Source organism: Pacificoceanicola algae, from assembly GCF_049341065.1.
Lineage (GTDB): Bacteria > Pseudomonadota > Alphaproteobacteria > Rhodobacterales > Rhodobacteraceae > Pacificoceanicola.
This window is the reverse complement of the sequence record NZ_JBMPIX010000001.1, coordinates 451,790-475,143: the sequence shown is the minus strand read 5'-3', so window position 1 is coordinate 475,143 and position 23,354 is coordinate 451,790. Positions and strand designations below refer to the sequence as shown.

The 23,354-nt window shown below is 60.5% G+C and carries 21 protein-coding genes; 11 read left to right on the top strand and 10 right to left on the bottom strand.

The annotated features are described in order from the left end of the window. Positions 1-5 precede the first annotated feature (5 nt). The 7 genes from fba to gph all read left to right on the top strand — a co-directional run bounded on the left by fba (position 6) and on the right by gph (position 5,961). Positions 6-1,085 carry a class II fructose-bisphosphate aldolase gene (fba, locus tag ACOYQJ_RS02255; protein ID WP_422904368.1) on the top strand — a complete coding sequence of 360 codons (1,080 nt, stop codon included), beginning with the start codon at positions 6-8 and terminating at the stop codon, positions 1,083-1,085. Positions 1,086-1,105: 20 nt separating this feature from the next. After that, a complete protein-coding gene (locus tag ACOYQJ_RS02250) occupies positions 1,106-2,575 on the top strand; it encodes a form I ribulose bisphosphate carboxylase large subunit (protein WP_422904367.1) in 1,470 nt (489 codons plus the stop codon). 58 nt (positions 2,576-2,633) lie between these two features. Then, positions 2,634-3,020 carry a ribulose bisphosphate carboxylase small subunit gene (locus tag ACOYQJ_RS02245; RefSeq protein WP_422904366.1) on the top strand — a complete coding sequence of 129 codons (387 nt, stop codon included), beginning with the start codon at positions 2,634-2,636 and terminating at the stop codon, positions 3,018-3,020. A 96-nt stretch (positions 3,021-3,116) separates the two neighbouring features. After that, complete coding sequence (gene cbbX, locus ACOYQJ_RS02240; RefSeq protein ID WP_422904365.1) at positions 3,117-4,052, top strand: CbbX protein; 936 nt, start codon at positions 3,117-3,119, stop codon at positions 4,050-4,052. Further along, the gene (rpe, locus tag ACOYQJ_RS02235; protein WP_422904364.1) at positions 4,049-4,744 is read left to right on the top strand and encodes a ribulose-phosphate 3-epimerase; all 696 of its coding nucleotides are present in this window, start codon (positions 4,049-4,051) and stop codon (positions 4,742-4,744) included. Before cbbX ends, rpe begins: the two co-directional genes overlap by 4 nt. A gap of 9 nt (positions 4,745-4,753) precedes the next feature. Beyond that, complete coding sequence (locus ACOYQJ_RS02230; RefSeq protein ID WP_422904363.1) at positions 4,754-5,308, top strand: thioredoxin family protein; 555 nt, start codon at positions 4,754-4,756, stop codon at positions 5,306-5,308. Continuing rightward, complete coding sequence (gene gph / locus ACOYQJ_RS02225) at positions 5,305-5,961, top strand: phosphoglycolate phosphatase (RefSeq protein ID WP_422904362.1); 657 nt, start codon at positions 5,305-5,307, stop codon at positions 5,959-5,961. The genes ACOYQJ_RS02230 and gph overlap by 4 nt, the downstream gene beginning before the upstream one ends. A gap of 45 nt (positions 5,962-6,006) precedes the next feature. Here the strand turns inward: gph and ACOYQJ_RS02220 are convergent, their stop codons facing one another. Beyond that, on the bottom strand, positions 6,007-7,791 hold the full coding sequence (locus ACOYQJ_RS02220; protein WP_422904361.1) for a methyl-accepting chemotaxis protein: 1,785 nt from the start codon (positions 7,789-7,791) through the stop codon (positions 6,007-6,009). Between the two features lie 43 nt (positions 7,792-7,834). Next, complete coding sequence (locus tag ACOYQJ_RS02215; RefSeq protein WP_422904360.1) at positions 7,835-8,407, bottom strand: PDC sensor domain-containing protein; 573 nt, start codon at positions 8,405-8,407, stop codon at positions 7,835-7,837. Between the two features lie 154 nt (positions 8,408-8,561). Between ACOYQJ_RS02215 and ACOYQJ_RS02210 the strand changes: the two genes are divergently transcribed. Next, complete coding sequence (locus ACOYQJ_RS02210) at positions 8,562-8,891, top strand: SMR family transporter (protein ID WP_422904359.1); 330 nt, start codon at positions 8,562-8,564, stop codon at positions 8,889-8,891. Positions 8,892-8,942: 51 nt separating this feature from the next. Here the strand turns inward: ACOYQJ_RS02210 and ACOYQJ_RS02205 are convergent, their stop codons facing one another. After that, on the bottom strand, positions 8,943-9,521 hold the full coding sequence (locus tag ACOYQJ_RS02205) for an outer membrane protein (RefSeq protein ID WP_422904358.1): 579 nt from the start codon (positions 9,519-9,521) through the stop codon (positions 8,943-8,945). 256 nt (positions 9,522-9,777) lie between these two features. Between ACOYQJ_RS02205 and typA the strand changes: the two genes are divergently transcribed. Together typA and ACOYQJ_RS02195 are read left to right on the top strand one after the other, a co-directional pair. After that, on the top strand, positions 9,778-11,595 hold the full coding sequence (typA, locus tag ACOYQJ_RS02200) for a translational GTPase TypA (RefSeq protein WP_422904357.1): 1,818 nt from the start codon (positions 9,778-9,780) through the stop codon (positions 11,593-11,595). A gap of 54 nt (positions 11,596-11,649) precedes the next feature. Then, complete coding sequence (locus ACOYQJ_RS02195; protein ID WP_422904356.1) at positions 11,650-12,312, top strand: DUF6639 family protein; 663 nt, start codon at positions 11,650-11,652, stop codon at positions 12,310-12,312. 16 nt (positions 12,313-12,328) lie between these two features. On the opposite strand, the gene ACOYQJ_RS02190 is transcribed toward ACOYQJ_RS02195, so the two are convergent. From ACOYQJ_RS02190 to recA, 3 genes are all read right to left on the bottom strand, one after another. After that, a complete protein-coding gene (locus ACOYQJ_RS02190) occupies positions 12,329-12,616 on the bottom strand; it encodes a DUF1330 domain-containing protein (protein WP_422904355.1) in 288 nt (95 codons plus the stop codon). Between the two features lie 56 nt (positions 12,617-12,672). Next, a complete protein-coding gene (gene alaS / locus ACOYQJ_RS02185) occupies positions 12,673-15,348 on the bottom strand; it encodes an alanine--tRNA ligase (RefSeq protein ID WP_422904354.1) in 2,676 nt (891 codons plus the stop codon). A gap of 252 nt (positions 15,349-15,600) precedes the next feature. Next, positions 15,601-16,674: a recombinase RecA gene (gene recA / locus ACOYQJ_RS02180; protein WP_422904353.1), complete on the bottom strand. Its 1,074-nt coding sequence runs from the start codon at positions 16,672-16,674 to the stop codon at positions 15,601-15,603. A 181-nt stretch (positions 16,675-16,855) separates the two neighbouring features. On the opposite strand from recA, the gene ACOYQJ_RS02175 reads away from it, so the two are divergent. Next, a complete protein-coding gene (locus tag ACOYQJ_RS02175) occupies positions 16,856-17,449 on the top strand; it encodes a sulfotransferase family protein (RefSeq protein ID WP_422904352.1) in 594 nt (197 codons plus the stop codon). 42 nt (positions 17,450-17,491) lie between these two features. Here ACOYQJ_RS02175 and ACOYQJ_RS02170 read toward each other — a convergent pair whose 3' ends face one another. From ACOYQJ_RS02170 to garD, 4 genes are all read right to left on the bottom strand, one after another. Then, positions 17,492-19,723 (bottom strand): hybrid sensor histidine kinase/response regulator, encoded by a 2,232-nt coding sequence (locus ACOYQJ_RS02170; protein WP_422904351.1) that lies wholly within the window; start codon positions 19,721-19,723, stop codon positions 17,492-17,494. A gap of 165 nt (positions 19,724-19,888) precedes the next feature. Continuing rightward, positions 19,889-21,046 (bottom strand): RsmB/NOP family class I SAM-dependent RNA methyltransferase, encoded by a 1,158-nt coding sequence (locus ACOYQJ_RS02165; RefSeq protein WP_422904350.1) that lies wholly within the window; start codon positions 21,044-21,046, stop codon positions 19,889-19,891. Between the two features lie 61 nt (positions 21,047-21,107). Next, positions 21,108-21,818 carry a FadR/GntR family transcriptional regulator gene (locus ACOYQJ_RS02160; RefSeq protein WP_422904349.1) on the bottom strand — a complete coding sequence of 237 codons (711 nt, stop codon included), beginning with the start codon at positions 21,816-21,818 and terminating at the stop codon, positions 21,108-21,110. Between the two features lie 28 nt (positions 21,819-21,846). After that, positions 21,847-23,349: a galactarate dehydratase gene (gene garD, locus ACOYQJ_RS02155; protein ID WP_422904348.1), complete on the bottom strand. Its 1,503-nt coding sequence runs from the start codon at positions 23,347-23,349 to the stop codon at positions 21,847-21,849. Positions 23,350-23,354: the final 5 nt, after the last annotated feature.

Here is a 23,354-nt window from a genome sequence, read left to right as displayed (position 1 = left end):
ACACCATGGCGCTCATTACCCTTCGACAACTTCTCGATCACGCAGCCGAACAAGGCTATGGCGTACCTGCCTTCAATATCAACAATATGGAACAGGGTCTGGCGATCATGCAGGCGGCCCGCGCCTGCGATGCGCCGGTGATCCTTCAGGCCAGTCGCGGGGCACGGTCCTATGCCGGGGATATCATGCTGCGCCACATGGTGCAGGCGCTGGCCGAAATGTACCCCGACAACCATATCGTGCTGCATCAGGACCACGGCAACAACGATGCCACCTGCCTGAGTGCAATCCGGCACGGGTTCACCAGCGTGATGATGGACGGCTCGCTTGAAGAGGATATGAAAACCCCGGCCAGCTACGACTACAACGTGGCGATCACGGCCCGCGTCACCAAAGCAGCCCATGCGGTTGGCGCAAGTGTCGAGGGCGAGCTGGGCGTTCTGGGCAGCCTTGAGACCGGCGAAGCTGGAGAAGAAGACGGATCAGGCGCCGTAGGCAAACTGACCGAAGATCAGTTGCTGACCGATCCTGATCAGGCGGTGGATTTCGTGTTGCGCACCAAATGTGATGCGCTGGCCATTGCCTGCGGCACCAGCCACGGCGCATACAAGTTCACCCGCAAGCCCGATGGCGACATCCTGTCGATGAAGACCATTCAGGGCATTCACGAAAAGCTGCCGAACACGCATCTGGTGATGCACGGGTCTTCTTCGGTCCCGCAGGACTTGCAGGATCTGATCAACCAATACGGCGGCCACATGCCGCAAACCTACGGCGTGCCGGTCGAAGAGATCGAAAAAGGCATCCGTATGGGCGTGCGCAAGGTCAATATCGACACCGACTGCCGCATGGCGATGACCGGACAGTTCCGCAAGATCGCGATGGAAAAGCCCGAAGAATTCGATCCGCGCAAGTTCATGATCCCCGCCATTGCCGAGCTTGAGGCGCTGGTGAAGGACCGTTTTGAGCGCTTCGGCACCGCCGGACAGGCCGCCAAGATCAAACCCATCGCCATCGACGATATGGCCGCCCGCTATGCATCAGGCGCCCTTGACCCGCAAATCGCCGCCGCCCGCGCCGCGTAATTCCATCCAGGAGAGAGACCATGAACGACATGACCAATCCGACCGAAATCACCGACAAGAAAAAGCGTTATGCCGCCGGTGTTCTGAAATATGCCCAGATGGGCTATTGGGATGGCGATTACGAACCAAAGGCGACCGACCTTCTGGCGCTGTTCCGGATCACCCCGCAGGAAGGCGTCGACCCGATCGAGGCCGCCGCCGCCGTGGCGGGCGAATCCTCGACCGCAACATGGACGGTGGTCTGGACCGACCGTCTGACCGCCGCCGACCAGTACCGCGCCAAGGCCTATCGTGTCGATCCGGTGCCCGGTCAGGAAGGCCAGTATTTCGCCTATGTCGCTTATGATTTGATCCTGTTCGAAGAAGGCTCGATCGCCAACCTGACCGCTTCGATCATCGGCAACGTGTTTTCCTTCAAACCCTTGAAGGCTGCGCGCCTTGAGGACATGCGCTTTCCGGTCGCCTATTGCAAAACCTTCCAGGGCCCGCCCACCGGCCTTGTGGCCGAACGCGAACGCCTGGACAAATTCGGCAAACCGCTGCTTGGCGCCACGACCAAGCCCAAGCTGGGACTGTCTGGCAAGAACTATGGCCGCGTTGTCTACGAAGGACTCAAGGGCGGTCTCGACTTTATGAAGGACGATGAGAACATCAACTCGCAACCCTTCATGCATTGGCGCGACCGGTTCCTGTACTGCATGGAAGCGGTCAACAAGGCGACGGCCGAGACCGGCGAGGTCAAGGGCCACTACCTGAACATCACCGCCGGCACGATGGAGGAAATGTACGCCCGCGCCGAGTTTGCCAAGCAGTTGGGCAGCGTCATTGTCATGGTCGATCTGATCATCGGCTGGACGGCGATCCAGTCGATCAGCAAATGGTGCCGCGACAACGACATGATCCTGCACATGCACCGTGCCGGTCATGGCACCTATACCCGTCAGAAAAACCACGGGATTTCCTTCCGCGTGATCGCCAAATGGCTGCGTCTGGCGGGCGTTGACCACCTGCACTGCGGCACCGCCGTGGGCAAGCTGGAAGGCGATCCTCTGACGGTTCAGGGCTTCTATAACGTCTGCCGCGAGACCCATAACAAGGTGGACCTGCCGCGCGGGATCTTCTTTGAACAGGACTGGGCGGACATCAAGAAGGTCATGCCGGTCGCCTCGGGCGGCATTCACGCGGGCCAGATGCATCAGCTGATCGACCTGTTCGGCGATGACGTCGTCTTGCAGTTCGGCGGCGGCACCATTGGCCACCCGATGGGCATTCAGGCCGGGGCCACAGCCAACCGCGTGGCGCTGGAATGCATGATCCTTGCCCGCAACGAAGGCCGCGACATCCGCAACGAAGGACCAGATATCCTGCGCGCGGCGGCCAAATGGTGCAAACCGCTGGAGGCAGCGCTGGAGACATGGGGCAACATCACCTTCAACTATACCTCGACCGACACCAGCGATTTCGTGCCGCTGGAAACCCCTGCCATGTAACCCCCTCTGCGTGGCGGCCCTGCCCGCCCCCCCCTTTATTCCGACAGGAGACAAACTGATGCGTATCACCCAAGGTTGCTTTTCCTTCCTCCCCGATCTCGACGATGTGCAGATCACCGCTCAGATCGAATACATCCTGAGCAAAGACTGGGCCGTGAGCCTTGAATATTCCTACGATCCCCACCCGCGGAACACCTATTGGGAGATGTGGGGCCATCCCATGTTCGACCTGCGCGACGCCAAAGGCGCGATGATGGAATTCGAGGACTGCCGCAAGGCCCACCCGGATGCCTACATCCGGGTCCAGGCCTTTGACGACACCCGCGGATTCGAGTCGGTGATGATGAGCTTTATCGTCAACCGGCCCAAGGATGAGCCGAAGTTCCACATGCAGCGCACCGACTTTGAAGGCCGCTCCCAGAAATACGCCTGGGACGCGCGCTGACGGGTTTCGGGCCGGCGCCCCGGCCCGACCAACTGGGGGGCCAGCCCCCCAGACCCCCCCGGGATATTTATGGACCAGTGAGAACAGGAGCCACACATGAGTGATGGAACAGAGACGGTCAGGCCCACGACTGTGGATCTTGCTGCAGAATACGAAGCCTCGGGTGTGCGGGAGGTCCTGGAGGATCTGGACCGAAGCCTGATCGGCCTGGCCCCGGTCAAACAGCGCATCCGCGAGACCGCCGCGCTGCTGTTGGTCGACAAGGCGCGGCGCGAGATGGGGCTGACTCAGGAAACGCCGACCCTGCATATGTCCTTTACCGGCAATCCCGGCACCGGCAAGACCACCGTGGCGCAGATGATGGCCGGGCTTTTGCACCGTTTGGGATATGTGCGAAAAGGCCATCTTGTTTCGGTCACGCGCGATGATCTGGTAGGGCAATACATCGGCCATACCGCCCCAAAGACCAAAGAGGTGCTGAAAAAAGCCATGGGCGGCGTGCTGTTCATCGACGAGGCCTATTACCTTTATAAGCCGGATAACGAGCGGGATTATGGCCAGGAGGCCATTGAGATCCTATTGCAGGTCATGGAGAACAACCGCGACGATCTGGTGGTGATCATGGCCGGATACGCCGACAGGATGGACAAGTTCTTTGCCGCCAATCCCGGGTTTCGGTCGCGCATCGCCCATCACATCGACTTTCCCGACTACAGCGATGACGAGTTGCTGAGCATCGCAGGCACCATGCTGGACGGGCAAAGCTATACGCTGGATGAGGGTGCCCAACGCGCCTTGGCCGAGTATATCACCCTGCGCCGGGGACAGCCGCATTTTGCCAATGCACGCTCGATCCGAAATGCTTTGGACCGGGCGCGGCTCCGACAGGCCAATCGGCTGTTTTCCGAAAGCCGGGGGCCATTGGATGCCGCAGCCCTGTCCACCATCACCGAAGCCGACATCCGTCCAAGCCGCGTGTTCCGGGGCGGGCTGGATGTTGATCGCCCCTTGGCTCAGGAGGCCGCAGAATGAATTTCGACCGTTCCATCAAGATCGCGCCGTCGATCCTTTCCGCTGATTTCGCCGACTTCGGGCGCGAGATTCAGGCCATCGAAGCGCAGGGCGCCGACTGGGTGCATGTCGATGTCATGGACGGGCATTTCGTCCCGAACCTGACCTTTGGCCCGCCCGCCGTGAAAGCCTTTCGTCCGCACGTCAAAACCTTCATGGACGTGCACCTGATGATCTCGCCTGTCGATGCCTATATCGACGCCTATGCCGAGGCTGGGGCCGACATGCTGACCGCCCATGTCGAGGCCGGACCGCATATCCACCGCACCTTGCAGGCCATTCGTGGCGCCGGGATGAAGGCGGGCGTAGCGCTGAACCCGGGCACCCCCGCCGAAGTCGTGAGCGACCTGCTGGATCTGACGGATATGGTGCTGGTGATGACCGTAAACCCCGGCTTTGGCGGGCAGAAGTTCATCGACATGACCGCCAAGGTCCGCAAGGTCCGCGAGATGATCGGCGACCGCGAGGTGCATATCCAGATCGACGGCGGCGTTGATCCCGTGACCGCACCTTTGGTGACCGCGGCCGGGGCGGATGTTCTTGTTGCGGGATCAGCGGTTTTCCGCGGCGGATCGGTGGACAATCCCGCGCCCTATGGCGAGAATATCGCCGCGATCCGCGCCGCAGCCGCCGGAGCGCGACAAGCCGCCTGAGAGGACCCCATGGCCGATACACCCCCTGTTTGCGATTTTGGCTGGCAAGCGCCGGACTTTACCTTGCCTGCAACCGATGGGCGCCGCCTGTCGCTATCTGAGATCAAAGGCCCAAACGGCACGCTGGTCATCTTCATGTGCAACCACTGCCCCTATGTCCTTGCCATCCTTGACCGGATCTTGCGCGATGCGCGCGACTTGCAGGCCCTTGGCGTGGGTGTCGTCGCGATCAGCGCCAATGATGCCACGGCCTATCCGGCGGACAGCTTTGCCAATATGAAGATCATGGCGGAAGAGCGCGATTTTCCCTTTCCATACCTGTACGACGAAAGCCAAAGCGTGGCCCGCAGCTTTGACGCCGCCTGTACGCCGGACTTCTTTGGCTTCAACGCGGACCTGCAATTGCAATATCGCGGAAGACTTGACGCCTCGCGCAAGGCGCCCGCCGCGCCGGACGTGCGGCGTGATTTGTTCGAGGCCATGAAGCAAATTTCCCAGACGGGTCAGGGGCCCCTTGACCAGATTCCCTCCATGGGATGTTCGATCAAGTGGAAAGCAGCGTGAGCGCGCGCATCGTTTTTGACCTTGACGGCACGCTGATCGACAGCGCTCCGGACATCCATACGGGCACTGCGCGCATGCTGGAGGAACAAGGCATTGCCCCGCTTGATCTGGCGACCATCACCTCGTTTGTCGGGAATGGATTACCGCATTTGACAAAGCTGGTAATGGAACGTGTCGGGCTGGCACCGGAGCGCCACGACGAACTGACCGCCCGGGTTCTGGATCATTACAACGCCGTCAGCGGCGAGTTGACACGCCCCTATCCGAAGGTTGTGGAAATGCTGCGCCAGCTCAAGGGGCAAGGCCATTTATTGGGGGTCTGTACGAACAAACCCCAAGGCCCTGCGGTCGACATTCTGAAAATCACCAGACTCGGCCCTTTTGATTGCGTTGTCGGTGGCGACAGCATGCCACAGCGAAAACCTGATCCGGCACCTCTGAAAGCCGCCTTTGACGCTCTGGGGCAAGGGCCCATGATCTATGTCGGAGACAGCGAGGTGGATGCCGAAACCGCAGACCGTGCCGGGGTGCCATTCTTGTTGTTCACAGAGGGCTATCGCAAGAGCGCGGTCGAGACCCTGCCCCATGCGGCAAGCTTTTCCGACTTTGCTGACCTGCCCGGATTGATCTCTGATCAGCTTGCCAAATCTTGAACCCAATTGATGTCTCCCGGCAGGCAAGGCCGCCGGGAGACATTTTCACGCCGCATCCATTTTGATATCAGGTGCAGGACCTTGCGCAGGTTTCGACTGGGCCGAACTCTGCTCAGCGCCTTCGCTTCCCTGACCTTCGGTATCGAAACGGCCAACCACCTGGCTCAACTCGGTGGCGTCGCCGCGCAGCATATGCGCCGCGGCAGTCGTTTCTTCGACCATGGCCGCGTTTTGCTGTGTGACGCGGTCAAGATTGCTGACGCCGGTGTTGATCTCATTGAGACCCTCGGCCTGTTCGCTGGCGCCCGCGGCGATCTCGGTCACGAGACTCGAGATTTCGCCGACCTGTTTGACCACTTGTTCCAGTGCCACCCCGGCCCGCTCGACCAGACGCACCCCATCCTTGACCTGACCGGACGAACCTTCGATCAATTCCTTGATTTGCTGTGCCGCTTCGGCGCTGCGCTGCGCCAGCGAGCGCACTTCTGAGGCGACCACGGCAAAGCCTTTGCCCGATTCCCCGGCGCGCGCCGCTTCGACCCCGGCATTCAGTGCCAACAGGTTGGTCTGGAAGGCGATGTCATCAATCACCGTAATGATCTCACCGATCTTCTCGGAGCTCTTTTCGATTTCTCCCATGGCGCCGACAGCTTCTTGCATGACTTCGCCGTTGTGCATGGCCGTTTCACGCACCGTACGCACCGCGCCGTCCGCGTCCCCGGCCCGTTCTGCCGCACGTTTGACGATCCCCAGAAGCTGTTCCAGAGCGGCCGCCGTCTGTTCCAACGTTGCCGCCTGGGTTTCCGTGCGCTGAGACAGATCATCCGAAGCCCGGGCAATTTCGTCGGCACTATGCAGGATATTTCCGGCATTTGTCGACACATGCGCAATGGCCGAACTCAGACTTTGAACCGCACGGTTGAAGTTGTGGCGCAACGCCTCGTATTCATCAGCAAAAATCACGTCGATCTGGTGATGCAACGCCCCTTCTGCCAGGGCATCCAACCCATTGCCCAAGTGCTGGACAACCGCCACCTGCTCTTCGAGCTTGTGAACGCGATCCTCCTCGGCGCTGCGCGCGATTTGAAGTTTGGCGATCAAGGCTTCCAGGTGGCCGGCGATCTGGCCTATCTCATCTCGGCGACCAGCAAAGCCAACAGGCGTGTCGTAGTCGCCCTCGGACACCCGTGCGATGGCACCACCAAGAATGTTCAGAGGCACCCCAAGGAAGCGGCGCAACAAGAAAATTGTCAGAGCCATCATGCCCGCAAAGATGCCGATCGCCCAAAACACGATAGAACGCTTTTCGCCTGCAACCGACGCCAGCGCGTTTTCATCGCTGAAAGCCATCGCAACCGCACCCAGCGCGGGCGTATCCGGGTCAACCGCAACCGGATTGGCCGCGTAAAGCCCGCCGCTTGCATATTGCGCCGAACCGGCGTCGAGGCTTTGCGCAGCAAGAGCGCGCAAAGCCACGATCGCCGTTTCATCTACGCCCGATTGTGCGATGACCTGTCCAGTGGCATCAACAACGACCACCGCCAGACCATCTTCTCCGGCGGCGGCCATGGCGCTTTTGATCTGTTCGTCAACTTTGGCAACGGCCTTGAAACGCAGCGGAGCGACAAGCGCCTTGGCTTCGGCATCGACGGATTTGGCGGCTTGAGTGATGACCCCGCGCCGAGCCAATTCATCCACCAGACGCGCCGACTGCACCGCCATGACACTGGCGACCACAATCGTGGTCACCGCCATCATGGCGGCACTGCGGACAAAGATTGACCGCATGACCGAAACGCCGGCTTTCACTTTTTTCTGCTCGTTTTTCATTGTCTCGTTCCCGTTACCGCCCCGGTTGCCTATCGCCGACGACTTACATCAAAGCGTCAGCGACGATTCCGACCGTCATGGCGCCGATTACTTCGCCATTGGCGGGATCCGTCAGCGAAATTGAGATCTGCGCCTGATAGGTCTGGCTGGATTCGTCGAATTCGATCTCGCTGAAATGCACTGCGTCGGGGCCTTTGGAATAGGTCATCTGATGCTTTTCCTCATCGCCCTGCCAATAGTCAGAGGTCACACCCGAGGCCGCGACATTCAGCCCCTTGGCATCCATGATGAAGACTTCGGTGATCACACCGCCCGAAGCCTCGACCTGATTGCGCAGGAAATCTGCCGCTGCGTTATGCAGCACGGGATCAATTGTCGGGGTTGCAGCCGCGCCGACCTCGGCCCTCCAGGTCTGATCCAGCGCCTCGATCTGGGCCGCATCATAGCCGCTGGTCTTCGCGTTTTGAGCCTTGACCGCGTCAACAAGAACGCCCTCGTGGGACCAAGGCATCACGACATCATTCAAGTAGGACTGCATGGCCACATTAGGTTCGGCGGCAAAGGCTGCGGGGGCGGTGAAGGCAAGCATTGCCGACAGTAAAAGTGCACGTTTCATCAATATCTCCTCAGGGGTTTTAACCACTGACGAGCCTAGGCAACGCGACCTTACACACAGTTAAAGAAGCAGCGATTTCCATTTTATCCGGCGAAGAATTCAGGCAGGATTTGATCAAGATTACCCGCAAATTTTCAGAATAATTGGTGCCGCCATGCCCTATCTCACGCTAATTCTGGCTGTTCTGGCCGAAACCATCGGCACCACGGCCCTACAGGCCAGTCAGGCTTTTACCAAACCTTTGCCAACCGTCGTGGTGGTGATCGCCTATGCGGCGGCGTTTTATCTTTTGGGACAGGCGCTGCGCTATTTCCCGGTCGGGATCGCCTATGCGATTTGGTCCGGCCTAGGGATCGTGCTGATCGCGCTGATCGGCTTTGCCGTCTTTGGGCAAAAGCTTGACCTGCCAGCGGTTCTGGGGATGGGGATGATCCTTGCGGGCATTCTGGTCATCCACCTTTTTTCAAACGCATCCACGCATTAAAACGCCCCCCGGAATCTCTCCCGAGGGGCGCTGTGTCGCAACATTTGTGGCTTAGAAGCGCATTGTGCCACGCAGCGAAATGGTATCCGCCTGAACGTCGACGTTGGTGTTGCCGACGTCGTTGAAATCATGACGCAGGTATTCACCGCCGACGCTGAAGCGATCGGTCACCTTGTACTCCATCCCAAGGCCATAGACGCCGCCCTCGGCATCGCCGATCGAGGTATTCGCCTTGGCATAACCTGCCGTCGCGTAGATCAGCGCGGGACCGGCGTCATAACCAGCCCGAGCCTTCAGGCGCCAGACATCGTCAATCGCGACGCCGCCCAGGGTGAAATCGTCGGTCGCCTGATACTCAAGCTCACCGCCAACGACGAGCTGGCCAAAGTCGTAGTCATAACCGCCATAAAGGCCATAGACCGTGCCATCATCCTTGACGCCGCCACCTTCGGCATCCAGACGGCCAAAGCTGAGACCGACATAGGGGCCGGTCCAGTCACCGCCCAATTGCACAGGCACAGGCGCTGGCTGCGGCGGAGGCGTCGTCATCACCGGTTCAGCCATCGAGCCAGCATAGGCTGCTCCGCTCAGCATGAGACCTGCGGTCGTCAGGGCAATCATCCGTTTCATTTTTCTGCTCCTTCGTTCTTTCTGCGGCCATAGGCAGCGCTGTGCTGCCGGCCGTCATCAGGTAAATGGGATTGCCCCGCCTTTAGTTCCAATCACACAAACGGGATCAGCGGAGCGCCGCCGGTTGACAGCGGCCCCCTGCCGACAAAAGTCACACTCTTGAAACAGGTTTGTCGAAACTGCGGCGCATCGCCTCTGGCCTTTTGGCGCGATGCCCTGTACGCCGCGCGCAACCCTTATATGACTGGCTAGATACATGGACCTGCGAAATATCGCGATCATCGCACACGTTGACCACGGCAAGACCACCCTTGTTGACGAACTATTGAAACAATCCGGTGCCTTCCGCGCCAACCAGGCCGTGGCGGAACGCGCCATGGACTCCAACGATCTTGAGCGCGAGCGTGGAATCACCATCTTTGCCAAGCCGACCTCGGTTGAATGGAAGAACACCCGTATCAACATCGTCGACACCCCCGGCCACGCGGATTTCGGCGGCGAGGTTGAGCGTATCCTGTCGATGGTCGATGGCGTTGTCCTGCTGGTGGACGCCGCCGAGGGCCCGATGCCGCAGACCAAATTCGTGACCTCGAAGGCGCTGGCGCTTGGTCTGCGCCCCATCGTCGTGCTGAACAAGGTCGACAAGCCCGACGCCGAACCGGACCGTGCGCTGGACGAATGCTTTGACCTGTTCGCTTCGCTCGATGCCGACGAAGATCAGCTTGATTTCCCGCATATGTACGCCTCGGGCCGCAATGGCTGGGCTGACACCACGCTGGATGGTCCGCGCAAGAACCTTGACGCGCTGTTCAAACTGATCGTCGATCACGTCCCGTCCCCCAAGCAGGTCAAGCGTCAGAACGAAGATTTCCGTATGCTGGCAACCACGCTGGGCGCGGACCCCTTTGTTGGCCGCATCCTGACCGGCCGTGTCGAAACCGGCAAGATCAAGGTTGGCGCCACGGTGCAGGCCCTGTCGCGCATTGGCCAGAAGATCGAGCAGTTCCGTGTCTCCAAGATCCAAGCCTTCCGCGGCCTTGGCATGCAGGACATCGAAGAAGCGCAGGCCGGCGACATCGTCTCGCTTGCCGGGATGAGCAAGGCCACCGTGGCCGACACCATCTGCGCGCTGGCCGTCGAAGATGCACTGGAAGCCCAGCCCATCGACCCGCCGACCATCACCGTGACCTTTGGCATCAACGACTCGCCCCTTGCTGGCCGCGATGGCAAGAAGGTGCAGTCGCGCGTCATTCGCGACCGCCTGATGAAAGAGGCCGAATCCAACGTCGCCATCAAGATCGCGGACACCCCCGGCGGCGAAGCCTTTGAGGTTTCCGGTCGCGGCGAACTGCAGATGGGCGTTCTGATTGAAAACATGCGCCGCGAAGGGTTCGAGCTGTCAATCTCGCGCCCGCAGGTGATCATGAAAGAGGTGGACGGCAAGCTGATGGAACCGGTCGAAGAGGCCACCATCGACGTTGATGACGATTATACCGGCGCCGTGATCGAAAAGCTGACCGGCCCGCGCAAGGGTGAACTGGTCGAAATGCGGCCCGCTGGCGCTGGCAAGACCCGCATCATCGCGCATGTCCCGTCGCGCGGCCTGATCGGCTATCACGGCGAATTCCTGACCGACACGCGCGGCACAGGCGTTCTGAACCGGGTGTTCCACGGCTGGACCGAACACAAGGGCCCGATCCCGGGTCGTCGTTCGGGCGTGCTGATCTCGATGGAGGATGGCGAGGCCGTGGCCTATGCACTGTGGAACCTCGAAGAGCGCGGCAAGATGTTCCTTGGCGCCCAGGCCAAGGTCTATCAGGGCATGATCATCGGCGAACACAGCCGCGACAACGATCTGGAAGTGAACCCGCTCAAGGGCAAAAAGCTGACCAACGTGCGGGCCTCGGGCACCGACGAAGCAGTCCGCCTGACCACGCCGATCACGCTCAGCCTTGAAGAGGCGATTGCCTATATCAACGACGACGAACTGGTCGAGGTGACCCCCAACGCTATCCGTCTGCGCAAGCGGCACCTTGACCCGCACGAACGCAAGCGCGCCTCGCGCAGCGCCTGACATTGTTCACGCCCCCTGCCTTGGTCTATCGTGACCAAAAGGCAGGGGGCGCAATTGCATCGTATCATAGTTTCAACAGTCAGTCTTTGGGCTTCGGCCTTGGGCGCAGAGACATTTGTCTGTGACAACAATATCGTGAAGGTCGAGACTGCATCACCAGACTTGGCCCAAACCGTCTGCACCCATACCGACACGGCGCTTGCACAGTTTCGCAGCTGCAACTTGCCCGATCCGTTCCCGTTGGGGATCGAAGCCGTAAATTCTCTCGAAAACAACTGCCTCGGACTGTTCCACTGCGGGGAAAACAGGATTGAGGTTCTGGCGCCGGACGCGATGACAGCCCTCCGATTGAAGCAGAGCCTGTTCAACGCCATCCCCACTGATCGGCTTTTTGCCAGCGTGATCCTGCATGAGATGGCGCATGCGCTTTACGATCAAACGCCCTGCCCCTTCGACGATTGCGTCGCGACCAGCGAATATTTTGCTTATACCCAGCAGCTGTCAGGGCTATTGCCGCAAGATCTGGCGACGATAGAAAACCAGATCGACCCCGAGCACGAGGTCTCGCGCGATTCAATCAACGCGATGATCCTGTTGATGGCGCCGGACCGCTTTACCCTCAACGCTTGGGAGCATTTTTCCCAGCTCGAAGATAGTTGCAGCTATTGGCGCGGCATTTTGCACGGTCAGATCGTCTTTGACCGTGTGCACCCCTGATCCGGCAGCGATCACCTCAGTCCGGGATCTCGACAACCATCAACTCGCGCTCAGACGCGCCGCGGGCATGGCTCAGCGCCTCTTGGTAGGCATCGGAATTGTAGCATTCGACCGCTTTTTCGAGCGACGGAAAGCGCGCCACCACGTTGCGGGGCCGTTCCTTGCCCTCAAGTTGCACAAAGCGGCCACCCCGGGCCAGAAACTCACCGCCGTGATCGGCGATCGCCGGACCGGCAAGCTTGGCGTATTTGCCATAGGCTTCCTCGTCCGTGACGGTCACATGTGCGATCCAAAGTCCTGCCATTTCAACGCCCTTCCAATATATGTCGCGCCCCGGAGCTGTTCCGGGGCCGCAAAGCCTTATCCAGCAATCACCGCTTCGGCGGCTTTGATCGCAGCATCAGCGTTGCTAACATCCTGACCACCGCCCTGCGCCATATCCGGACGGCCACCGCCGCCCTTGCCGCCCAGTTCGACGACCGCCGCCTTGACCAGATCAACCGCAGACAAATTGCCCTTGAGATCGTCCGTGACCCCCGCCGCAACAGCCGCCTTGCCGCCCGCATCCGCGATCAGCAGCACCGCGCCCGACCCGATCCGGGTCTTGTGCTCGTCAATCAGCGGAGGCAGATCTTTGCCCGTCACACCGCTCAGCACCTGCGCAATGAACTTGACCCCGTTGATCTCGCGAGTCTCGCCGCCCGCAACCTGACCGCCGCCACCGGCCATGGCCAGTTCGCGTCGCAGATTGGCGACTTCGTTTTCCAGCTTTTTTCGCTCGTCGAGCAGCGCCTTGACGCGCGCGGGCACTTCGGAGGCCTGCGCTTTCAACACACCCGCAACCTCGGACAGCCGCTCATCCTGTTCGGACAGATAGGCCAAAGCCGCCTCACCGGTCAGCGCCTCGATCCGGCGCACCCCGGCGCTGGAGGCACTGTCGCCAAGCGCCACAAAGGCGCCGATATCGCCAGTCTGGCGCACATGCGTGCCGCCGCAAAGCTCCAGTGAATAGGTCTGGCCGTCCGTCCCCTTACCGGAGCCGCTCTGAATGCCCATCGAAACCACGCGAACCTCGTCACCGTATTTTTCACCGAACAGCGCCTGCGCGCCGATGGCACGGGCATCATCCGGCGTCATGATCCGGGTGGAAACGGTCGAGTTCTGGCGGATAAAGGCGTTCACATCCTTTTCAACCTGCTTCATCTCAGCCGCCGTCAGCGCCTTGCCGTGGCTGAAATCGAACCGCAGGCGATCCGGCGCATTGAGCGAGCCACGCTGCGCCACGTGATCGCCAAGCGCCTCGCGCAGCGCCTCGTGTAGCAGGTGCGTGGCCGAGTGGTTGGCCCGAATGGCACTGCGCCGCCCATGGTCAACCTCAAGCTGCAGCGCGTCGCCCATCTTGATCATGCCTGCGTCGACCGTCACGTTATGGGCAAAGACCTTGCCGCCACCCATCTTCTGGGTGTCGGTCACCGTCGCGCTTTCGTCCTCATTCTCAAGGCGGCGCAGCCAACCGCGATCGCCCACTTGACCACCGCTCTCGCCATAAAACGGCGTCTGGTTCAGCACGACCCAGCCGCTCTCACCGGACTTCAACGTGTCAACGGTGGCGCCATCCTTGACCAGTGCCAGCACCTGCCCTTCGGCAACCTCGGTGTCATAGCCAAGGAAATCGGTCGCACCGTGAGTTTCGGCAATATCAAACCAGATCGCCAGATCCGCCGCTTCACCCGAGCCCGACCAGGCAGCACGTGCCTTGGCCTTCTGCTCGGCCATGGCCGCGTCAAAGCCATCGGTGTCCACCGAACGGCCTTTTTCGCGCAATGCGTCCTGCGTCAAGTCCAGCGGGAATCCATAGGTGTCGTACAGCTTGAACGCCGCAGCACCGGGCAAGGGCGCATCGTCCGACAACCCGGACAATTCGTCATCCAGCAGCTTCAAACCCCGGTCCAAAGTCTGCTTGAAGCGCTTTTCTTCGTTTTCCAGCGTCTCTTGGATCAGCGACTGCGCCTGCCCCAGTTCGGGATAGGCCGCCCCCATCTGCCGCACCAAGGCGGGCACTAGCTTGTGCATCACCGGGTCCTGCGCGCCAAGCAAATGGGCATGCCGCATCGCGCGGCGCATGATCCGCCGCAACACATAACCGCGCCCATCGTTCGACGGCATAACGCCATCGGCAATCAGGAACGAGGTCGAACGCAGGTGATCCGCGATCACCCGGTGGTGCATCTTGCCCGGCCCATCGGGATCGGCGCTGGTGGCATGGGCACTGGCCTCGATCAGGGCGCGCATCGTATCAGTGTCATAGTTGTCATGACTGCCCTGTAGCAGCGCGCCAATCCGTTCCAGCCCCATGCCGGTGTCGATCGACTGCATATCGAGCGCCTTCATAGAGCCGTCCTCGAACTGCTCGTTCTGCATGAAAACCACGTTCCAGATCTCGATGAACCGGTCACCGTCTTCCTCGGGGCTTCCCGGAGGACCGCCCCAGATGCGATCGCCGTGATCGTAGAAAATCTCGGTACACGGCCCACAAGGCCCCGTCGGTCCCATCTGCCAGAAATTGTCCGATGTGGCGATCCGAATGATCCGGTCCTCGGGAACGCCGACCTTCTTCCAGATCTCAAAGGCCTCATCGTCCGTATGATACACCGTGGTGTACAGCCGCGACGGATCGAGCCCGAATTCCTTCGTCACCAGCTCCCAGGCGAAGGGGATCGCGTCATCCTTGAAGTAATCGCCAAAGGAGAAATTCCCCAGCATTTCAAAGAACGTATGGTGCCGCGCCGTATAACCGACATTGTCCAGATCGTTGTGCTTGCCACCCGCTCGCACACATTTCTGCGCCGTGGTTGCGCGCTGGTAATCGCGGGTCTCGACCCCGGTAAACAGGTTCTTGAACTGCACCATCCCCGAGTTGACAAACATCAGCGTCGGGTCATTGCGCGGCACAAGCGGACTGGACGGGACAATCTGGTGCCCCTGCTTTTCAAAGTAGTTCAGAAAGGTCGAGCGGATGTCGTTCAGACTTGCCATGATCGGGGGCCTCTTTTCGGGCAAAAGTGTTGCTCGCAGATGTATCCTCGTGGACCCGCAGTGTCCATAAGCGCGCGCATTGTGCACAGACACCCGACGCGGTTTCTTTGGGCCGAAAATACCTCGGGGGTGAATTGGCCGCAGGCCAAGAGGGGGCAGGCTCCCTACCCTGGGCGGCGCCAAAGGCGGCGCATAACCAAAAAGGGCGCCCGGTTTCCCGCACGCCCCTTTGTTTTCGCTTTGCGGCGAAGGTCAATCCTCGGTCACATCCGAAGAACCGTCGTCGTCCGACATATCAAACTCCAAGCCATGCGCGGCGCGGATCTTGTCCTCGATCTCCAGCGCAATCCGGGTGTTCTCCTTGAGGAAATTCTTGACGTTCTCACGCCCCTGACCGATCCGTTCATCGCCGTAGGAATACCATGCACCGGATTTTTCGACCACGCCGGCCTTCACGCCCAGATCGATCAATTCCCCGGTCTTCGAGATACCTTCGCCATACATGATGTCAAATTCCACCTGCTTGAAGGGAGCCGCGACCTTGTTCTTGACCACTTTCACACGGGTCGCGTTGCCGACAACCTCGTCGCGGTCCTTGATCGCGCCAATTCGGCGAATATCCAAACGCACCGAACTGTAGAACTTCAGCGCATTGCCGCCCGTCGTCGTTTCGGGCGAGCCGAACATGACGCCGATTTTCATCCGGATCTGGTTGATGAAGATCACCATGCAGTTGGTCCGACTGATCGAGCCGGTCAGCTTGCGCATGGCCTGGCTCATCAGGCGGGCATGCACGCCAACGCTGCTGTCGCCCATGTCGCCTTCTAGTTCGGACTTCGGCGTCAGGGCCGCAACCGAATCGACCACCACAAGGTTCACTGCCCCCGAGCGCACCAAGGTATCGGTGATCTCAAGCGCCTGCTCACCGGTGTCGGGCTGCGAAATCAGCAGCTCGTCCAGATCCACGCCCAACTTCTTGGCGTACTGCGGGTCAAGCGCATGTTCCGCGTCCACAAAGGCACAAACGCCGCCCTTTTTCTGCTCTTCCGCGATTGCGTGCAGAGTCAGAGTGGTCTTGCCCGAGCTTTCCGGCCCGTAGATTTCGATGATCCGCCCCTTGGGCAGCCCGCCAATACCAAGGGCAATATCCAACCCCAGCGATCCGGTCGAGGTCGACTCGATATCGCGCATGGCGTTGTCTGCGCCAAGTTTCATGATTGAGCCTTTGCCGAACTGACGTTCGATCTGGGCCAAGGCGCTGTCGAGCGCCTTTTGTTTATCCGCGTTGCGCTTATTGTCCATTGTCAGGAGGTCTGCCGTTGCCATCACTTCCGTCCTTATTTCACACGCCATCACCGGCGGCAATCGCTGCATTTGTTCTTGCCTTGTTCTCACACGTATGAGATCAAAACGAGAACAATTCAAGTTAAATCTTTCTCTTCTCAGCTTGCCGCAGGATCGTTAAGAGAAGATTGATAAAATCAGGTTCACGCAAAAGGGATTGAAAATGCTGGTTTTCTGGAAGCAGCGCTTGGTCTTTCTTGCGGTTCCCAAAACCGGAACCTCGGCTTGGGAGCAGGCTTTGTTGCCACATGCGTCGATTTCCGTGTTGAATCCGCCGGAGCTGAAACATGCGCCGGTCTATCGTTATAACCGTTTCTTCCGCCCGATGTTTGAACGCATGGGCGCGGAACATATGGATATTCTGGCGGTGGTCCGCGAACCGGTCAGCTGGCTGGGCTCGTGGTATCGCTACCGCCAGCGCGGATTTCTCGAAGGCAAACCCACCTCGACCCGTGGCATCAGTTTTGATGAGTTTTGCCAAGCCTACGCGAGCGGCGACAGACCACCTTTCGCCAATGTCGGCGCACAGTCGAAGTTCATTGAACCCCGCCCGAACGGTGTGTCAGTCACCCACCTTTTCAAATATGAGAATCAGGCCAATCTGATCGCCTTCATGGAGGCGCGTCTGGAAACAACGATCGATCTGCCGCGCGAAAACGTCTCGCCCCGCCGCGATTTGGAACTGTCCGCCGCGACGGAAGAAAAGCTGCGCCGAAAATGCGCTTCCGATTTCGATGTTTGGGATCGGGCGCAATAGCACCCTAAGCTGCCGGGCATTCCACCTTTCGGCCCCAAGTCATCAATTCAGCTGCTGATGCACCGTTTCCGTCAGATCGGTCAGCGAGAATGGTTTTGGCAGGAACACGGAATTCGGGATTTCCTCGTGGCCTTCGCCAAAGGCGTCTTCAGCATAACCAGACACAAAGACCACGCGCACATCGGGCCGCACCTTGCGCGCCTCGCGTACCCAGCTGGGACCATCCATGCCGGGCATGACCACATCGGTCACAAAGATATCTACGGCCAGCGCCTCATCTTCGAGGGTGCTGAGCGCCTCTTCGGCGGTTTCAGCCTCGATCACGGTGTAGCCGCGCAGGCGCAATGCGCGAGCGGCAAAGGCCCGCACCGGTGCTTCATCCTCAACCAAGAGCACAACGCCCGACCCCTTTTCAGGCAGCTTGCGCGCCTCGGGTTCGGTTTTGGCGGGTTGGGCTTCGGTGGTGGCCTCATAGGCGGGCAGCAAAAGGGTGAAGCAGGTGCCCTGCCCCACGGCGCTGTCGACAAAGATGAACCCGCCGGTCTGCTTGACGATACCATAAACGGTGGACAGCCCCAGTCCGGTGCCTTCGCCGGGACGCTTCGTCGTGAAGAAGGGTTCAAAGACCTTTTGCAGCTTGTCTTTGGGAATGCCGGTCCCCTGATCGGTGATCCGGACTGAGACATAGGTGCCCGGTTCCACCACGGCGCGGTCACGTTCAAGCGACTCGCGCAAGACGCGGCGCTCGGTCTCGACGACGATTTCGCCGCCTTCGGGCATGGCATCGCGGGCGTTGACCACAAGATTGACGATCACCTGCTCCAACTGCCGCTTATCCCCGCGGACCGGCGGCAGAACCGGATCGTGCTTGAGCGTGAGCGAGACTTTCTCTCCGACCAGCCGGTTCAAGAGATGTGTCAGATCCGAGAGCGTATCGCGCAGGTCCAAGACTTCGCGGCGCATGGTCTGCTTGCGCGAAAAGGCCAACAATTGCCCCACAAGCGAAGCCGCTCGGTTGGCGTTCTGGTTGATCTGCACAAGATCGCTGTAGTCCGGGTCGCCTTGATCGTGGCGCAGCAGCATAAGGTCACAATGACCGGAAATTGCTGTCAGCAAGTTGTTGAAGTCATGCGCAACGCCACCTGCCAATTGGCCGATGGCCTGCATTTTCTGGCTTTGAACGAACTGCGCTTCCAGCGTCTTCAACTCGGTTGCGTCGTTGAGGATCGCCACCAGGGTCGGCTCACCATTTTCGGTCACACGCTTGAGCGTCACCTGTACAAAAATCTCCTGATCTTCGCGGGTTAGCCGCAGAAACTCTGACCTGTGAAGACCTCGTCCCTCGGCCGCCTCTTGCAGCCAGTCGGTCAGAGCGCGCCCAAGGCCGACCATATGTTCCGCCAGATTGCCTGCGTTCCTGCTCTCAATCGCGAGCATGCGCTGCGCTTCGGGGTTGGCCCGCAAAATGGTGCCGTCCGGGGCAACTTTGATCAGCGGCACCGGAAGGTTGTCAAAGCCTCCGGTGCCCTCGAGCCCATCCGCTCCGGAAGTCGTTTCGGCCACTTCCATCAAGCTGAGCTCAACGCGGCCAGCGCCGATTTCCGCGCTTTGCAACAGCATCTTGCTGAGCCCGTCAGGAGTTTTCACCTGATGAACGCCGCCCGCACGCAACGGCATGTCTTCGATGATTTCCTCTATCCGCTTGACCCGCTTGCCGGCCAAAGCCCGCGCCCGCGCGTTCATGTACAGAATTGCTCCATTGCGACCCAATGTCAGGACAGCATGGCTACCGCGCGCTGCCCCGTTTTGCGCCGCGTTCGGCTCCATCCGCCAAAACACCACTGGCCCCGGGAAAACCCGGGCGTAGACGCGAAACCCCTCGGCGTGGCTGGTGATCTCTTCGACTGCGGAGCCTTCGTTTTCGGCTCTGTTCTGCAGGCGAAACAATACCCCTTCGGCGCTGGCGAAAACCTCGCGCAGGATCACGGCGAGCGATACGCCATTCTCCGCGGAAAACCGGTTGCGCGCGGTCTTGTTCGCCGCCAGCAAACGACCGTCGCCATCAGTGACAAAGCAATAAGACGGCTCGCCTTCCACCAGATCGATCAGAATGTCGGTCTTTCGCTTCAATAGCCAATCCGAAGTTGTCCGAATGGCAAGCCAGCCGATCCCCATGCTGCCCATCGCACCGGTTGCCGCGAGCAAAGCCGTGCGCACCACGCCTGCGGGTACGAAAATTGACGCAACAAAGGCCGCTACAGCCATCATCAACATAGCGAATGCACCGTAGCGAAATGCCAGGCCAATGCCTTGCGAAGTTTGATGTTGCGCTGTCGCAGCCAATTCAAAATCTCCAAGATTGATTCTTGGTCGCGATTAAACACGCTTTAGCATTAAGCGTTGGTTAACCGTGTCATCGCACACCCATAAGTTGAACCATTAGCTACCGCGCCTTGCCATGCAAGCCATGAAAAAGCCATCGCCTCCCTCGTCCGGTGTCAGTTGCCGAGACATCACAATCTGCCATTCCGGGTTGTTCTGGATAAATCGTTCGATCTGGGCGTCGTTCTCGTCGCGCAGAACCGAACAGGTGGCATAGGCCAATGTGCCCTTTGGCGCGACCAGAGGCGCGCAGGTTTCAAGGATCTCTGATTGCACGGCGCAAAGCGCGTCCAAGGCATCGGGCGTCAGCCGCCATTTGCCTTCCGGAGAGCGCCGCCAAGCTCCGCTGCCCGAACAGGGGGCGTCGGCAAGAACAAGATCATAAGCCCCCTTGGGCCGCTCTATTTGCATGACCTCAACGCCAGCCCGTTCGGCGCGAATGGGCAGGTCAGACATCCGGCGCGGGTCGGCATCATGGGCTTCGAGTGGGCCGCCGTTAAGCTGTGCCCCCATGGCCAAAGTCTTGCCGCCGCCGCCCGCACAGTAGTCCAGCACCCGCATGCCCGGTTGCAGCGGCAGCAGATCGACCACGGCTTGACTGGCGGCGTCCTGCAGTTCGACCAGACCATCGCCATAGGCCTTGCCTCGGGCAACGGCCCGCGCGCCTTTGGTCACGCGCAAGGCGGCGGGTGACAGATCATGTGGTTCGGCCTCGATCCCGTCTTGAGCGAGCGCAGCCAGTGCCCCGGCAATGTCGGTTTTCAAGGTGTTGACCCGCAGGAACACGTCGGCCCGGTGGCGCAAGACCTGCGCGACCTGTTCGGCCTTGTCGCCAAGACTTTGCGTGAAGCGGTCCGCCAGCCAGTCGGGCAGATCCCATGCCTCGACCGCTTCGGGCGTGCGTCCCGGCGCATCATCAGCGCCAATTGGCGCAGGTCCATAGCCGCCGCCGACAAACAGCGCGTCGATGTCCTGCCCGGTTGCCCGCAGATGGCCCAGCATCCGCGCGCGCCCGGTTTCGCCGCCCCCCAGAACCGCAGAGGAGCGCCAGCAGCGCAGAACGTCAAAGACATGGTCCCGCACTGCGGCACGATCCTTGGAGCCCGCGTACCGCGCCCCGCGCGCCCAGTTGGTCAAGGCGCGTTCGGCAGGCTCACCCGCCGCGATGCGGTCCAATATCTCGATTGCGGTTTGCACACGGGCGGCTGGCTGCATGACGATCTCCTGAAGGCATTGCCCCCGCGGTGTGGCCCAAGCACCCGCTACTGTCCAGCGCTCAGGAGGTGCGCAACAATTTACGATAGCGCTTCTGCGCACCTTCCAGATGCTGGCGCATGGCATCCCCCGCCGCCTGCACGTCCTGATCGAGGATCGCATCCACGATGCGGCGGTGCTCGGAATCGATCAGCGCCATATAGCTCTCGGTCATCTGGGACCCTTCGCCTTTGCGCAAGGCGTGGCGCGGAATAGCGGCAGAGCCAAGCATGGTCAGGACTTCGGCAAAACGCGGGTTGCCGGTTGCCTCCGCGATGGCCAGATGAAAGGCGAAATCCGCCTCTGACGTGCCCTGCCCCTCCTCCATGCGATTGCGCACCGCAGCGACCGCATCGACGATGATCTCGATCTGCGCGGCCGAGCGGCGCGTGGCCGCGATCCGCGCGCTTTCCACTTCTATCGCCGTGCGCAGCTCCAAGACCTCGATCACCGAGGAAATCCGGTCATAATCGACATTGCGGAAGGGCAATCCGCTGTCCAGCTTGTCCTTGACCACAAAGACCCCGGCGCCGCGGCGCGGCTCGACCAGACCATCGGCGCGGAGCGAGGCGACGGCCTCGCGCACCACCGTGCGGCTGACGCCGTATTCCTCACAAAGGCGCGCTTCGGACGGCAATCGGGCACCAAGAGGGAATTCGCCGCCAAGAATGCGTGCAGACAGCGCCTCGGTGGTGCTGCCGACCAATGATCCACTTTGTGCCTTCACGTCCACTTTGCTCCCTCTTGCGGGTTTGTTGCGTCTACGTCACCGGCGCGGGATTGAACAGAGCCAGCGAATTGTACAGCCCCAATGCCTCGGCGCAGGTGGCCTGACCGCTGGCGGTGCGCAGGATGTGTTGGAACACTTGCTGACCCATTTCTTCGATCGTGACCTCTCCGGTGACAATCGGGCCTGCGTCGATGTCCATCAGGTCGTGCCAACGCCGCGCCAGATCGCTGCGGGTGGCCACCTTGAGCGTCGGCAGGGCCGCCAGATTATAAGGCGTGCCGCGCCCGGTGGTAAAAATATGCACCGTGGCCCCGGCCGCAAGTTGCAGCGTGCCGCAGATAAAATCGCTGGCCGGTGTCGCGCAATAGAGCAGCCCCTTGCTCCGCGCCCGTTCCCCTGGCGGCACCACCGCCATGATCGGGCTTGAGCCGCTTTTGACGATGCTGCCCATGGCTTTTTCGACGATGTTCGACAGGCCGCCTGCCTTGTTGCCCGGTGTGGTGTTCGCCGCCCGGTCTACGCCGCCACGGGCGAGGTAATCGTCATACCAGCTCAGCTCGCGGATGATGTCCCGCGCAACCTCTTTGCTCGCCGCGCGCGATGTCAGCTGAGCGATGCCGTCGCGCACCTCGGTGTTCTCGGAAAACATCACCGTGCCGCCTGCCCGCACGATCAGATCCGCCGCCGCCCCAAGCGCCGGATTGGCCGTGACCCCGGAAAAGGCATCCGAGCCACCGCATTGCATCCCCACCACCAGATCCGAGGCTGGGCAGGTCTCGCGCTGGCGTTTGTTCAGGGCGTCCAGGAGTATTTCGGCCTCGGCCATGATCGTATCGATCATCGGTACAAAGCCGTCTTGCTCTTGCAACGTCACCAAGGCGGCTTCGGGCATCATCAGGCGCGCAGGCTGAAGTTTCTCGCACCCCAGCGACACAACCAAAGCCCGCCCGCCAAAGTTGGGGTTCTTCGAGATATTGGACAGCGTGCGGATGGGGATTGCCGCATCGACCGCATCAATCGCCACGCCGCAGCCATAGATATGTTCCAGCGGGACAATGCCATCGACGTTTGGATACTTGGGCAACAGCTCTTCTCGGATACGGCGCACCGCGTGTTCAACAACGCCAGCGACGCATTGCACCGTCGTTGTCACCGCCAGCAGGTTGCGCGTTCCGACGCTGCCATCGGCATTGCGATAGCCCTGAAATGTCGCCTCGAACGGGGTGCCTGGCGCAGGTTTGATCGTGGCCAAGGGCAAGGAATCCAGCTCAGGCGCGGGCGGCAGATCGGTGTTGTGCTCGTTCACCCACGCCCCCGCAGGCAAATCCTGCGCGGCAATCCCGATCACAACGTCATAGCGCCGGATTTCATCGCCCCGGGCCAGATCGGTCAGGCTAACCTTGTGGCCCTGAGGCACCCGTTCAAGCAGAACGACGCCATTGGGCTCCGCCCCGGCAGGCAGGCCGCCATCATTGACCACGATGGCCACGTTGTCATTGGGATGAACCCGGATCACACGCGGAGTTTGCGTCATCTGTC